This window comes from Paenibacillus sp. FSL P2-0089 (assembly GCF_038595095.1).
Taxonomy (GTDB): Bacteria; Bacillota; Bacilli; order Paenibacillales; family Paenibacillaceae; genus Paenibacillus_AQ; species Paenibacillus_AQ silagei.
In genome coordinates, this window is sequence record NZ_CP152006.1 from 3,010,652 (window position 1) to 3,023,995 (window position 13,344).

Annotated in this window: 13 protein-coding genes; 10 read left to right on the plus strand and 3 right to left on the minus strand. The window is 50.7% G+C overall.

Annotated elements, in window-relative coordinates:
* The first annotated feature begins 143 nt into the window (after positions 1-143).
* The 7 genes from NST69_RS12285 to dnaN all read left to right on the plus strand — a co-directional run bounded on the left by NST69_RS12285 (position 144) and on the right by dnaN (position 7,261).
* A complete protein-coding gene (locus NST69_RS12285; RefSeq protein ID WP_342549434.1) occupies positions 144-812 on the plus strand; it encodes a TraX family protein in 669 nt (222 codons plus the stop codon).
* Positions 813-904: 92 nt separating this feature from the next.
* On the plus strand, positions 905-2,413 hold the full coding sequence (locus NST69_RS12290; RefSeq protein ID WP_342549435.1) for a copper amine oxidase N-terminal domain-containing protein: 1,509 nt from the start codon (positions 905-907) through the stop codon (positions 2,411-2,413).
* A gap of 159 nt (positions 2,414-2,572) precedes the next feature.
* Positions 2,573-2,932: a BlaI/MecI/CopY family transcriptional regulator gene (locus NST69_RS12295; RefSeq protein ID WP_342549436.1), complete on the plus strand. Its 360-nt coding sequence runs from the start codon at positions 2,573-2,575 to the stop codon at positions 2,930-2,932.
* Entirely contained in the window at positions 2,929-4,356 is a 1,428-nt protein-coding gene (locus tag NST69_RS12300) for a M56 family metallopeptidase (protein WP_342549437.1), read from the plus strand. Before NST69_RS12295 ends, NST69_RS12300 begins: the two co-directional genes overlap by 4 nt.
* A gap of 114 nt (positions 4,357-4,470) precedes the next feature.
* On the plus strand, positions 4,471-5,682 hold the full coding sequence (locus NST69_RS12305) for a chromate transporter (RefSeq protein ID WP_342549438.1): 1,212 nt from the start codon (positions 4,471-4,473) through the stop codon (positions 5,680-5,682).
* Positions 5,683-5,929: 247 nt separating this feature from the next.
* Positions 5,930-6,106, plus strand: a complete 177-nt coding sequence (locus NST69_RS12310) for a ribbon-helix-helix protein, CopG family (RefSeq protein WP_200869585.1) — start codon at positions 5,930-5,932, stop codon at positions 6,104-6,106.
* Between the two features lie 27 nt (positions 6,107-6,133).
* Positions 6,134-7,261: a DNA polymerase III subunit beta gene (gene dnaN / locus NST69_RS12315; RefSeq protein WP_342549439.1), complete on the plus strand. Its 1,128-nt coding sequence runs from the start codon at positions 6,134-6,136 to the stop codon at positions 7,259-7,261.
* Between the two features lie 260 nt (positions 7,262-7,521).
* On the opposite strand, the gene NST69_RS12320 is transcribed toward dnaN, so the two are convergent.
* Positions 7,522-8,937 carry a metallophosphoesterase gene (locus tag NST69_RS12320; protein ID WP_342549440.1) on the minus strand — a complete coding sequence of 472 codons (1,416 nt, stop codon included), beginning with the start codon at positions 8,935-8,937 and terminating at the stop codon, positions 7,522-7,524.
* A 278-nt stretch (positions 8,938-9,215) separates the two neighbouring features.
* Between NST69_RS12320 and NST69_RS12325 the strand changes: the two genes are divergently transcribed.
* Both NST69_RS12325 and NST69_RS12330 read left to right on the plus strand, forming a co-directional pair.
* On the plus strand, positions 9,216-9,815 hold the full coding sequence (locus NST69_RS12325; RefSeq protein ID WP_036729316.1) for a nitroreductase family protein: 600 nt from the start codon (positions 9,216-9,218) through the stop codon (positions 9,813-9,815).
* 79 nt (positions 9,816-9,894) lie between these two features.
* The gene (locus NST69_RS12330; protein ID WP_036729313.1) at positions 9,895-10,089 is read left to right on the plus strand and encodes a hypothetical protein; all 195 of its coding nucleotides are present in this window, start codon (positions 9,895-9,897) and stop codon (positions 10,087-10,089) included.
* A gap of 114 nt (positions 10,090-10,203) precedes the next feature.
* On the opposite strand, the gene NST69_RS12335 is transcribed toward NST69_RS12330, so the two are convergent.
* Both NST69_RS12335 and NST69_RS12340 read right to left on the minus strand, forming a co-directional pair.
* Positions 10,204-11,382, minus strand: a complete 1,179-nt coding sequence (locus NST69_RS12335) for a peptidylprolyl isomerase (RefSeq protein WP_342549441.1) — start codon at positions 11,380-11,382, stop codon at positions 10,204-10,206.
* A gap of 254 nt (positions 11,383-11,636) precedes the next feature.
* Positions 11,637-11,972 carry a LytTR family transcriptional regulator DNA-binding domain-containing protein gene (locus NST69_RS12340; RefSeq protein WP_036729308.1) on the minus strand — a complete coding sequence of 112 codons (336 nt, stop codon included), beginning with the start codon at positions 11,970-11,972 and terminating at the stop codon, positions 11,637-11,639.
* A gap of 185 nt (positions 11,973-12,157) precedes the next feature.
* On the opposite strand from NST69_RS12340, the gene NST69_RS12345 reads away from it, so the two are divergent.
* Positions 12,158-13,264 (plus strand): lactonase family protein, encoded by a 1,107-nt coding sequence (locus NST69_RS12345; protein WP_342549442.1) that lies wholly within the window; start codon positions 12,158-12,160, stop codon positions 13,262-13,264.
* The last annotated feature ends 80 nt before the right edge of the window (positions 13,265-13,344 follow it).

The following is a 13,344-nucleotide window of genomic DNA, read 5'->3' on the forward strand; positions in this document are numbered from 1 at the left end:
ACCCGGCCGGAACTGCTCCAGAGGGAGCGGCTCCGGCTTGCCTGTCGTACAAGTTCTCCCGCACAGCTTGCAGCATACGGCTCTGGCATGGATAATAGCACCTAAGGTGCTTTATATTTCATGATAGTAACAGGAGGCTACAGATGCAGATTATTGCCATGCTGACCATGCTGATTGACCATGTTGGGCTGATCTTTTTCCCGGGTGAGCTTGCCTGGAGATATGTGGGGAGAATTGCCTTCCCGATCTACTGCTACGCGCTGGCGCAAGGCTATATCCATACCTCCTCCAGACCCCGCTATCTGCGGCGGCTGCTTGTCATTGCGGTGCTGGCACAGATTCCGTACAATCTGGCGATTCATCCGGGAGGCTGGAATGTCGTCTTTACCCTGCTGATCTCAGCGCTGGTCCTTGCCCTGCTTGATAAGCTGCCGAATCTGTGGGCGGGTATTCCGGTAGTGGTTGTAGCTGTGCTGCTGATGGATGCTCTGCCGCTGGACTATAACGCTTACGGCCTGCTGCTGGTGCTGATCTTCCGGTATACCCGTTCTTATGTGCTGGTGCTGGCGCATTTGGCGCTGAATGTATTCTATCTGTTCTATTATAATTGGCTGGTGCAGATGGCCAGCATTATTCCGACCCTTCTGATTGCGCTGACCCCGGGTTTTTGGGTGCTGCTGGAGAAGAAGCGTCTGCCGCGCTGGGTCTGGTGGTGCTTTTATCCGGCCCATTTAGCAATACTTGCGTTGGTAAAGTTTCTCTTTTTCAAAGAATGGGTATTTATAGAATGGCGGAGTTTATTTAGCGTATGAGGGTTCATCATTTCCAGGTGCTGTATTTACAAATTGATGCTCCTCTGAGATGATGGGTACGTTGCCAAATTATGAGCTAGAGGAGACATGCTATGAAGAAAATGAAAGCAAGAACCAAATGGCTGGTGCCGATTCTCGCCCTGCTGCTGATTCTGTCAGGCTGCCAGGCGGTTGGCGGCTTCGATGTCAATAAGGCACTGCTGGGGGATCTGGATGTCAAATCCTCTGAATCAAGCACTACGATGACCCTGAGCGCTGTTCCTGCTGCAGGCATCACCGCAGAGGACCGCGAAGTTGTTGATCTTATTAATTCCTTATCGCTTACGCTCGGCCATGTGAAGGTTCAGGATAACGGCAATGTCTCGGCCACGGGAGTTGTGGGTTACAAGGAGTTCAAGATTCCTTTCTCCCTCTTCACCGACCAGAAGAACCTGGTCTTCACCGCAGAAGGCGCGAAGCAGCCGTTCTACATGCCGCTTCAGAGCAATGAAATGTTGCTCGGCCTGGAAGCAACCGATCCTGCCAAGACCTTGGAATTCACTAAGCTGGCCTCCCAGTTTGTGATCAAGAATCTTCCGAATCCGGGTGCGATCACAGTGACATCAGTAAATGAATCCGTATACGGCCAGCCAACCAGCTTGACGAAGCTACATACGGAAATTACAGGGGAAGAGCTTCCGGTATTGCTTAAGAGCTTCCTGAGATCTGTGTCTAAGGATACCGAAGGCTTCACTGCCCTGATCAGCGGTCTGTATGATTACATGTATCCGCTCATCAAAGACAGAGCTGAAGATCTGAACAGCATCGGTCTGGGCGATATTCCGCTGGAAGACAAAGAAGGGGTAGTCACCGTAGTGCATGATGCGGCCAAGCTGGCGGTGGATGCTCTCCTGCTCGTCTATGACAAGCAACTGGAGAACCTCTATGAATCGACCCCTGAACTCAAGACTGTTCTCGGCAAGGATACGAAGCTGACTGCGGATATCTTCGTAGATAACGGCTTCCATGTCCGCAAACAGAACATTGACTTCAGTGTTGCTCTTCCGGCCGATGAATATCTGCCGCTGCAGAGCATCAACATGAAGCTGGTGTCCGAGACCTGGAATGTAAATGGTCCGGTAACAGCTGATCCGATCAGCACGACAGGCGCAATTGATTACTCCAAGGGAGATCTTACTCCGGGTGAGACGCTGAGAAGCTTCGATCCAAATTCTTCAATCTATAAGCTGCTCAAAGAGGAAATGGCAATTACCTCCAAGAGCCTGATGATCGCACCGGACGACGATTACTATTATCCGGTCGTGAAGAATGGCACTACCTATGTACCGCTGCGTTATGTGGCAGAGGATCTGGACGCTAAGGTAGAGTGGGATGGGCCTAACAAGTCGATTAAGGTAACCGACGATGTATACGGCGATCAGCTCGTATTCAAAATCGGTTCCGCGCAGGCACAAATTGCCGGCAAGACCGTGAAGCTTCCGTTAGCCGTATTCGTAGATGAGTACGGAGATGCTAATGTGCCGCTGCGTGTATTGGCCGAAGGCCTGCACGCCACGGTTGAAGTGGATGATGACGGCTATATCTGGATTGAACGTCCGTAAGAAGTACCGTTATAGTCAAAAAACCGGGACCCCTGAGTAATCAGGCGGTTCCGGTTTTTTTTTGCGGGATTACCTGGCGCCTCCTTGACAATATAGGTTTATTGCAATAGACTTAACGTCATTAGGTCTACTGCAATAAACTTATAAGGAGTGAACAGGATGGAGCCCTATAAATTATATGATGCTGAATATAAATTCGCTTGCCTGATCTGGGAACATGAGCCGATTAATTCTACAGAGCTGGTGAAGCTGAGCCTCTCGGCGCTGGGCTGGAAGAAGTCTACGACCTATACCGTATTGAGAAAGCTATGTGAGCGGGGAATTCTCAGAAACGAGGGGGCCATGGTCACAGCTGTCATCCCGAAGTCGGAGGCGCAGCGGCATGAGAGCCAGACGGTAGTGGACAAAGCCTTTGGCGGGTCGTTGCCGCAGTTTTTGACTGCTTTTCTCGGGGATAAGAAATTGTCCGCGAAGGAAGCGGCAGAGCTGAAGAAGATTATCGAGGAGGCCTCCCAATGACGGACCTGTGGATCAGCATTCTGAACATGAGCATTACTGCCAGCTATGTAGCCGTCGCCGTAATACTGGCGAGAGTTCTGCTGCGGCGCGCCCCCAAGATCTTCTCCTATATGCTGTGGTCCGCAGTAATGATCAGGCTGATCCTGCCTGTCAGCTTCACTTCAAGCTTCAGTATCCTGAGGCTGGCAGGGCCTGCAGGCTCGTCCGGCACAGGGCAGCTGCAATTCGTTCCGAAAAATATAGGGAGGCAAGCGCAACCTGCATTGGACACTGGAACAGGTTCAGCAGGAAGCCTGTGGAACAGTCTGCTTCCGCCCGTAGCACCGTCAGCAAGCATGAATCCGGTGCAAGTCATCCTGTGGGCCGGCAGTATGATCTGGCTGACAGGTGTCATAGTACTGCTCCTGTACAGCGTGTTCTCTTATGTGAGAGTCATGCGCAGTGTCCGTACAGCAACAATTGTGAAGGGGCATGTCTTTGAGACGGACCAGATCATGACTCCGTTCGTATTCGGCTTCTTGAAGCCAAGGATCTACATCCCGGCCGGGATGAGTGAACAGGAGCTGTCCCATATCCTACTGCACGAGCAGACTCACATTAACCGGCGGGATTACCTGATCAAGCCGCTGATGTTCCTGCTGGTCATTCTCCATTGGTTCAATCCGCTGATGTGGCTGTCTTTTGTGCTCATGAGCAAGGATATGGAGATGTCCTGCGATGAGGCGGTAATCCGGAAGCTGGGTCCGCAGGTTAAAAGCAGCTACTCAGGCTCCCTGCTTGGATTTTCAACCCGCCGGAGCGGTCTTATGACTGGCAGTCCGCTGGCTTTTGGAGAGAGCAGTGTAAAGGCACGGATTAAGCATATTCTTGCTTACCGCCAGCCGACCTCGGGGAGTGTGGCCGCTTTTACCCTCGTCCTTGTGATCCTGCTGATTGGATGTACCGCTAATCCCAAGCCTGTGGAGCGTCCGTCTCAGCTGCTTTATTCCGGTTATACGGTGGATCAGCTGCTGGAGAATAAGACAAAGTATATTGGCGACGCCAGCAAGGTCACAGCGCTGCTTGGTGCAATGCCGCTGCCCCAGGGACTGGAGAGGGCAGGCATTGAGCTGACAACCGGCTCCCGCCCGTATGAGTTAACCATCAATTATACAGTGAACGATATTAAGGGAATGTGGAACGATGAGCTTCAGGCGTTAAGCCGGGAGCCTCTCCTGCATAATTCGATCCTGCTGTTCAGCCTGATTGATAACGCGGATATTATTAATTACTCACTTGCTGATGAAGGTATAACTTACAGCTTCACGTTCGCCAGAGAAGAGATGGATAAGCTGCTTGGAGAGGATGTCCGCCCTTATGGAGCGGATGAAGCTGGCCTTCGTAAGCTGATTGACCGGCTGGAGAGTGTCAAGCTGACTCCTTAAATGCCGATTTTCACTGCATATTTACGAAACACTGCTGCACCTTTTATCCAATGCTTGAACGCGGTTGATAATCTGGAATGAGGTATACATTCTGGAGGCAAGGGAGCAACAGGTATGCAAGCAGAGAAACAGACGGTATCGGGAGAATATCGGAAGGGGAAGGCTGGAGCTTTACTTGAGATCCTGTTTGTATCGGCCCAATTGGGTCTTACCTCCTTCGGCGGACCGGTCGCCCATCTGGGTTATTTCCACAATGAATATATCCGCCGCCGGAGATGGATGGATGAACGGAGCTATGCGGATCTGGTAGCGCTCTGCCAGTTCCTACCGGGTCCCGCGAGCAGTCAGGTGGGGATTGGCATTGGAATGGTGCGGGCAGGTTGGCTGGGTGGTATAGTGGCTTGGCTGGGCTTCACTTTGCCTTCCGTCCTTGCGCTGGTCGCGTTTGCCTTCCTGCTGCAGGGCTATGATATTGCCGATGCAGGCTGGATTCACGGTCTGAAGATCGTAGCTGTAGCAATTGTTGCCCAGGCCATCCTTGGCATGGGGCAGAAGCTAACCCCGGACCGGGAAAGAGTAGGCATCGCGGTTATAGCGGCAGGTGTTACATTATCATGGCAGACGGGCTACAGCCAGATTCTCACGATTGCTGTAGCGGGCATAGCCGGGGTATGGCTGTACCGCCACAGTTCTACGAAGAACGTGACAAATCTTCCGATCCCCATCCGCCGGTCGTCTGGCATCGTTTGTTTAGCATTGTTCGGCGTACTCCTGATAGTGCTCCCGCTCCTTAGAGGGACGGCTGAGGCGGGACCGTTAGCGATATTTGACAGCTTTTATCGTTCCGGTGCTTTGGTGTTCGGCGGTGGACATGTCGTGCTTCCGCTGCTGGAACAAGAAGTTGTTCCTGCCGGCTGGGTGAGCCAAGCCGATTTCCTGGCGGGATACGGGGCCACGCAGGCTGTACCGGGTCCGTTGTTCACTTTTGCCGCCTATCTTGGGGCAATGACCGCCGGTGTGCCCGGGGCAATCTTGGCCACGCTCGCGATTTTCCTGCCAGCCTTTCTGCTGGTTGCGGGGGCATTGCCTTTTTGGAACAGCTTAAGAAGGAGCCCCCGGATGCAAGGAGCCTTAACCGGAATCAATGCTGCTGTGGTCGGAATCCTGCTTGCCGCCTGGTACGACCCCCTGTGGACGACAGCCATCCTCGCGCCGCTGGACTTTGCCCTCGTTGTCATTCTGTTCGTAATGCTGGTCTTCTGGAAGCTGCCGCCTTGGATGGTTGTTGTAGCCGGTGCGGCGGGAGGAATGGTGATCGGAGGGTGACTTAACCGTATAACTCATGGAACGCTCCATGTTGAACTGGCCTTTGCTTAATTGCGAGGTCAGTTTTTTGGTATACAGCCAGGTTCATCATTCATTCGTAACATTGTAAGCCCATAAGTCATGTGGTAAAATAATAATAGAAATATTGAAATAGGTAACCTAAATCAAAAAAATGAGAGGACTAATTAAATTGACTCAAAATGATCTAAAAATAGGTCTTTCTAATAAAGAAGGTCAATTAGGGTTCATGTCTGCAAGAGGAGGTCCCCGGGAGGGAGCAGGCCGCAAGAACATAGGTGTAACGAAAAAAGTCTCGGTAACCTTAACTAGTGAGCTTTGGGAGAAGGTCGAACAACATTGCGCAGAGCATAAATTGTCCCGATCGGAGCTTATCCGATCTCTGATTGAGTCTACCGATTTGTAATGTAGCTTATGGAAGCGGGTGAAGCCAGTGCGGATCAACGTAAGCAAGGATATTCTTCTCAAAGCTCTTCAGCAAGTGCTTAAGGCTGTACCTGCAAACCAACAGATTCCCATACTGGCAGGGGTTCATATACAAGCTCTAACCAATGAACTAGTAGTTACGACAAGCAATAGCAGTATGACTATCCAGTATCGGATTCCCGGGGAAGATACCTCTTTGACGGTTCAGCGAATTGGAGAAGTGGTTGTACCGGCAAGGTATTTCTGCGAAATCATACGTAAGTCTGATGCTGGGATGATTACTTTGGAAGTCGACAGATCCTTACGGCTCACTATCTCCTCAGAACATACACAAATTCGGCTATGCGGAATGGATGCTGTAGATTATCCGGCGATACATCCTGCTGAGAATCATGCTGTACTTAAATTAGCAGTTAATAATCAACTATTGAAGGCTTCTATCCTACAAGTAGCAGGAGCGGCTTCTTCATCAGAACATAGGCCTGTGTTGACCGGGGTATCTTTTAAGTATAGAAATCATCGGTTACAGTTAACGGCTACTAACGGTATTCGTCTGGCTTCCCGGACTATAGATGTGGAACATGATGCTGAGATAGAGAGGCATATTATTGTACCTGGCAGAAATTTAGTTGAAGCGGTTAAAATCATGGACGGCGAGGACAGAACAACAGAAGTTGAAGTAACCAACCGTCATGTTAGATTCACTGCTAACCATATTATGGTTCAATCTGCTTTAATTGAGGGGGAGTACCCGTCCCTACACCATGTGATTCCGCACACTTTTATATCAGAGATTACAATTGGAACAGCACCTCTGTTAAAAGCCGTCGAACGGACGACGGTATTGGCGAGTGAAAGTATTATAAGGTTAGAGACCGCTGCCGACAGACTACGTTTGTTATCCCAAACCGCAGAAATCGGAGATATTGAGGACGAGGTATCTATACTCGAGAAGAACGGGGAGGATTTCACGATCTCGCTAAATGGAAAGTATGTGGCAGACATCCTACATGGTACGAGTAGTGAGTTCGTACGCTTGCGATTCACCGGCAAAATGAGCCCGATGGTCATACACCCGAAGAATGATCTTTCTTCAACTTTTTTTCTAATTACTCCAGTGCGAACCGCAAAGTAAGCGTAAGGCATAGCCCTGTTATCCGTAAATTAAAAGCAAAGAGAAGTGGAGGGGAAATTTGGAACTGTAGGAGCGATAGCGACCGCCTTTGTCACCGGATTTCTACCACGAAGAGTGGTTTAAATCAAGAAATCTGGGGGCGGGCAGCGGCCGTAAGTCCAAATGTTCACCGCAGCGCCGACCCTGCTTGGATTTCAAATCTTAACTATTTACCAATTCACACAAGGAATTGCCGAACGTAAGGGAGGCTTTGCTGTCTGCTATTGTGTAGTCAGAATCATCTCCAGCGAGGTATTGCTCACTTCTGCATGCTCCGCCATACTGCGGATATATCCGGACATGAAGCCGCCCTCCATACTCTCCCACAGCTTGAATCCCGGCATCGCCCGGATCTCCTCCAGCGAATCAGCAGCGTTCCCGGCAAAATACTTCACGTTCAGCTTCGACATCACCTCAGCCATCGACTGCTTCTGCGCCTCCGTGAAGCTGCTCTCCTTAAGCCGTTTCATCGCTTTGTCATATGAGTTCTCTGCGAAAATCTGCTCCGCATACGCTTTGAAGTTCAGCAGGTTCGGATCAGTCTTGTGGTTGGCTTTGGCCCAGCCGTCAACATCTACTTGAGCGGTGTGGTAGGTCACGGCCCGTGAAGCGGGATCGAAGGTCATTCTGCCGTACTGGTGCGGATTCACCGCCATGGCGCTTGTAGCAATATCATAGACAGGCAAGGCCGGATCTATCGAGGCTTCCGGAGGATCGCGGCGGATATCCTGCATATGAATATGCCCGGATAATACCAGGTTTAACCCATTCCTGCGAAAAGCCTTCATCGTCTCCTGGCTGTTGTTGAGCTTGAACCCGGAGACGGCCATGGAGGTATGGCTCAGCAGATTATGATGCATCACGGTAATCACAGACGCATGCTCCTGAGCGGCCCGCTTCACATTGTCGTCGATCCAGGCAAGGGTGGAGGGCAGCAGACGCCCGTCGGTCTGCGGAAAATTATATTCTTCGTTATGTGCATACTGGGCACTATCAAGCATCAGCAGCCACAGGCCGGGTGCTGCCTTCACCGCATAGCTTAAGCTGTCCGCATCCCGCGAGACCGCCTCGTTATATCCGAAATCATCATAGATGCGCAGGAAATCCTCTACATTAATATGCTTGGCAACGACCTGCTTGTCACCGTCGAACGATCTGGCCCAGGGGTTGTTGATATCATGGTTGCCCGGAGTCACGTAGACGCGGGTTCCGGCAGCCTCCATCCGGTGCAGCTTCGCGGCCAGCTCTTTATGACTGCCCGCTTCACCGTTATTCGTGAGGTCGCCGCTCAGAATGAGGAAGGCCGGCTTGTTCTGTTCCACATCCCGGACCAGAGCTTCGGTCAGCTCATCGCTGTAAGGAAGCATTTTGCCATCGCCGCCTGTGACATAGGTCTGGAAGGCCTGACCGCCGTCCTCCAGGGCTTTGTCCAGATAATGCGTATCGGTGGCGACCCAGAAGGATACAGGTTCTCCGGGTTCTGCAGCAGGGGTCACGGCCTCAGCAACTGCTGGAACAGCGTTCAAGGCAGAAGAAGCGGAGTCTTCACACCCGCTGAGGATGAGGATGGAGGAGAGGAGCATCATTAAGGTGAGCTTCACCGCATGGATTGTGCGGTTATGAAGCGAGACGCGCATAGCTTAACCTTCTTTCTGTATTTTAGCTGAATCATTGTAGCTTATTTATGACCGGGTTGTATATACGATATGTTAGCCGTTGTTTCTAAACCTCTATAATAGCTTATAGAAAATAGTGGAAGGTGCATAATTGAAGGCAATTCAGCGACACTAAGAGCGGATATACAAAATAAAGAGCTGGTACAGGAAAAACTTGTGAATGATGAGTTGTATTCAGGCCGGAAAAGTGTTATGATTAAAAAAAGTAAGTTACTTAATTAAATGGAGGTAGTTATTTTATGTCTAAGACTTTTTTTGAAGCGGTAAAAGGCAGACGTTCCATATACGCCATCAGTAAAGAATCCCCAATCTCTGATGAACAAATTCAGAAGATTGTAGAAGAGGCTGTTCTACATAGCCCAACTTCCTTCAACTCGCAAAGCTCCAGAGCTGTAGTATTGCTGGGCGAACAACATGATAAGCTGTGGGATATTACAGCAGAAACCCTGCGTAAGATCGTTCCTACTGAACAATTCGAAGGCACAGCTCAGAAGCTGTCCTCTTTCAAAGCCGGCTACGGCACTGTGCTCTTCTATGAAGATCAGGCAGTGGTTAAGCACCTGCAGGAGAACTTTGCACTGTATGCTGAGAACTTCCCGATCTGGTCCAACCAGTCCTCCGGGATTCTGCAATATGTAGTATGGACTGCCTTCGCCGAAGAAGGTCTGGGAGCCTCCCTTCAGCACTATAACCCGCTGATCGATGATGAAGTGAAGGAGACCTTTGGTATTGCTGCGGACTGGAAGCTGATTGCCCAGATGCCATTCGGTAACATCCTGACTCCTCCAGGCGAGAAGGAATTCCAGCCGATTGAAGAGCGCGTGAAGGTAATTAAATAAGCAAACCCTGCGGTAAGCAGTTTAGAACCTCCCTGATCCGGCTAAGTATGAGTATAGCCCGATCAAGGAGGTTTTTGTCATGCCATGGAACAAGGAGAACTACCCGGATTCACTGAAGAATTTCACGGCGCCTGTACGCAATAAAGCGGTAGAGATCGCCAATGCGCTGCTGGAGGACGGATATGAGGAGGGGCGGGCCATCGCCATTGCCACTGCACAAGCCAAGGAGTGGGGCGAGAATCACGATAAGCAGATCCGCAAAAAGGATCACTGACCGCTCTGCCTGGACTCCGTGGGTGAGGCGTCCATCTGGACATAAGCAAAGAGGACAAGCGGTTATCCGCCTGTCCTCTTTGTAAGTATAGCTTGTACACCAATGCGCTATTCGTTATTTCGTTGCAGGAGCTTCCGTAGCAGCAGCAGGTGCTTCACTGGCTGCCGGAGTAGCAGATGCATCCGGTTTATCGGTCAAAGTATTCGTGATTTTGGCATTCTTGTTCAGATCAGCGAGCCAGGTAGCGGACATCTCGGATACCTTTTGGGACATCAGCGTCTTTTTGATCTCGTCTTTCTTCTCGGCCAGTGTATATTCCTTGGCTTCCTTGCGGTCGGTAACCTTGATAATGTGGTAGCCGTAATCGGATTTCACTGCACCGCTGGTTTCGCCAACCTTCAGCTTGAAGGCAGCATCGGAGAACTCAGCAACCATGTCTCCGCGTTTGAAGAAGTCAAGATCGCCGCCTTTGTCCTTCGAGCCGGTGTCAGCGGATTTTTCCTTAGCCAGTGCAGCGAAGTCTCCGCCTTCTTTGAGCTGCTTAACGATGGCATCAGCTTCTTCCTTGGTCTTCACCAGGATGTGGGAAGCGCGAACTTCTTCCTCCTGATTGTATTTCGCTTTGTTTTCTTCGAAGTATTTGGAGATTTCATCATCGGTAACCGTTACCTTCGGTTCTACCAGCTTGCGGATTTCAACCTGGAGCGGCATTTGCTTCTTCAGGTCTTCAATGGTCATCGAGCTCTGCTGCAGAGCGTTATTCAGAGCTTCCTCGCCGCCGAACTGGGTTTTGAGGTTCTCGATCTCTTCATTGATGTCTGCATCGGTAACCTTAATGTTGGCTTTCTTGGCTTCCTGGCCCACCAGTGTAGTGGTGATCAGGTTTTGCAGGGTGGATTCCCCGCCGGCTTCAACCAATTTATCATACAGCTGCGCTTTGGTGATGTCTGTTCCATTCACAGAAGCAACAGCAATTTTGCTGTCATCTTTCTTGAAAGGTTGTACAATCAGCACTACGATTAGCGCTGCTGCCAATACGAGCGATGCAATCATCCAGCCTTTGCCGCCGCCGGATGGAGCAGGTGAGGAAGGAGGAGTACCGCCGCCGCCGACTTTGTTCATCACGGGAACGCTTTCTTCAACTCTTGGAGCTGTTCGTACAGGTTCCTGCGGTACAGGGGCTGTTCCGGCAGGTTCAATAACTTCTTCCGGAGTACTCACAGAAGCGTCGTTCTCTTCCGGCGTAATGCCGTTTTCTAGCTTGTCATTTTCATTGAAATCTTTTTTGTCCATTATAATTAATGACTCCCTTCAATATAGGTGGTGCCTGTCTTTCTACAACTTTACCAGAAAACAGAATTCCAAACCTTAAGAAAGTATAAAAAAGCATAATTACTTTTTAATATTCCATTAAGAAACAGGTAAAACACAGGAAAAACCGGAGCAGCACGGGTGTCCCCATATGCGCTCCGGCCTGATGAGAGAGACTGTAATGATTCGAATAGAATAGTACCAAGGTGCAAGAGGTGTGCGGATAACGCTCCGGCTTAAGAGCTCAGTCCCCTAAGCAGATGACGGATGTTCTCCTGCTTGCGTCTTGGAACCCGTACAGACTTGGCATAGAGGCCCATTTCACCGAAGTAGATGCAGTCGTCCTCGATGGAACTGATCTTGTTCAGATTCACGTAGCAGCCGCCGTACACATGATAATAGCTGTTGCTCGACAATAAGCGGTTCAGTTGCTCGGCAGTCATTCTCTTTTTAATATTGTAGTTTCTGCCGTGAAAAATGACCAGGTCATGGTCCCCGACCTTAAAGAACAGAATGTCTGTCTCCACCTCGAAGTCCTCATATACATTTCTGGCTTCCAGCAGGCTGCTCATTCGTGTTCCCCCTTTATCTTGATTAATAACATTAATGTTAGCGCTTTCATTATATCATACTCTGTTTGCTTTGAGAAGTCTTATTTTTGAAATGTTTTTTGTCATTTTTTCCGTTGCATTTGTCATCTCTCACGAAAAAATGTAAATTATATAGATGGCTATTTAACTTGGAGGAGGAATTTCATATGAAAGACAAGACGAAGCTGCTGTTATTTACCGGCTCATATGCCACGGCAGAAGAGAGCGGAATCCAGGTGTTTGCCTTTGACGGTGGAGCCGGGGGCACTCTGGAGCGGCTGGATACCGCAGAGGGCCTGACGAATCCTACGTTCGTAAGTGTGGACCCTTCCGGCCGGAAGCTGTATGCCATAGGGGAGAAGCCGAACGGTACGGGCGGCAAGGAAGGGGAGGTTATAACCTTCGCTATTGATCCTGAGACAGGCAAGCTGACTGAATTGCAGCGGATTCAGACTATGCCTTCGGAAGGCACAGGCCAGAGCACGACCTGTAACATTAACCGGGATGGGAGGAATGAACATCTGGTCGTATGCAGCTATCACGGGGGATCGGTCGGACTGCTGAAGCTGGATCAGGACGGACTGCCTGTAGCATTGACGGATATCGCTCAGCATACAGGACATGGGGCGACTCCGGGCCAGGACCGTCCGCATCCGCATTCGGCCATCTTCAGCCCTGATGGACGCTACCTGTTCGTCTCGGATCTGGGACTGGATCTGATCCGCAGCTACCGCATAGATACAGAAGCGGGAACCTTTGAAGCGATTGGAGATACCCCGCTGCATGCCGGGGCAGGCCCGCGGCATTTCGTGTTTCATCCAGACGGGAAGTCCGCGTATGTCATTAATGAGCTGGACAGCACGGTGACATCCTTCCTGTATGATGCTGCGGCAGGAACCCTTAAGACGGCTGCTACCGTATCCACACTGCCTGATGGATATGGGGCCGGCCAGAACAGCTGTGCAGAGATCACTTTCTCCAAGGATGGCAAATATCTGTACGGCTCCAACCGCGGACATGACAGCATCGTTCAGTACGCTGTGAATCCGCAGACGGCCGGGCTGACCCTGGTAGAGCATGTATCCACCAGAGGCGGACATCCCCGCCATTTCACGGTTACACCGGATGGTGCATATCTGATTGTTGCCAACCGGGACGGCAATAATCTGGTTGTCTTCTCCCTGGACGAAGGCAGCGGCCGCCTGAGCTTCACCGGCAATACAGCTGAGCTGTCGAAGCCGGTGTGCGTGATGCCGGCGGTCTTCCCTGCGTAGGACAGGCAGCCTGGCCCTAAGGAGACAAAGGCAAAAGGAACACCGGGATGCTGCTCCGGTGTTCCTTTTGAGTTCCTGAA

What these genes read in the sequence shown, in the direction of transcription:
- NST69_RS12305 (WP_342549438.1), top strand. Translation starts at nt 4,471, where the DNA reads ATGCAAGCAGAGAAACAGACGGTATCGGGAGAATATCGGAAGGGGAAG.
- NST69_RS12325 (WP_036729316.1), top strand. Translation starts at nt 9,216, where the DNA reads ATGTCTAAGACTTTTTTTGAAGCGGTAAAAGGCAGACGTTCCATATAC.
- NST69_RS12345 (WP_342549442.1), top strand. Translation starts at nt 12,158, where the DNA reads ATGAAAGACAAGACGAAGCTGCTGTTATTTACCGGCTCATATGCCACG.
- NST69_RS12295 (WP_342549436.1), top strand. Translation starts at nt 2,573, where the DNA reads ATGGAGCCCTATAAATTATATGATGCTGAATATAAATTCGCTTGCCTG.
- NST69_RS12330 (WP_036729313.1), top strand. Translation starts at nt 9,895, where the DNA reads ATGCCATGGAACAAGGAGAACTACCCGGATTCACTGAAGAATTTCACG.
- NST69_RS12300 (WP_342549437.1), top strand. Translation starts at nt 2,929, where the DNA reads ATGACGGACCTGTGGATCAGCATTCTGAACATGAGCATTACTGCCAGC.
- NST69_RS12320 (WP_342549440.1), bottom strand. Translation starts at nt 8,937, where the DNA reads ATGCGCGTCTCGCTTCATAACCGCACAATCCATGCGGTGAAGCTCACC.
- NST69_RS12335 (WP_342549441.1), bottom strand. Translation starts at nt 11,382, where the DNA reads ATGGACAAAAAAGATTTCAATGAAAATGACAAGCTAGAAAACGGCATT.
- NST69_RS12285 (WP_342549434.1), top strand. Translation starts at nt 144, where the DNA reads ATGCAGATTATTGCCATGCTGACCATGCTGATTGACCATGTTGGGCTG.
- NST69_RS12310 (WP_200869585.1), top strand. Translation starts at nt 5,930, where the DNA reads ATGTCTGCAAGAGGAGGTCCCCGGGAGGGAGCAGGCCGCAAGAACATA.
- NST69_RS12340 (WP_036729308.1), bottom strand. Translation starts at nt 11,972, where the DNA reads ATGAGCAGCCTGCTGGAAGCCAGAAATGTATATGAGGACTTCGAGGTG.
- NST69_RS12290 (WP_342549435.1), top strand. Translation starts at nt 905, where the DNA reads ATGAAGAAAATGAAAGCAAGAACCAAATGGCTGGTGCCGATTCTCGCC.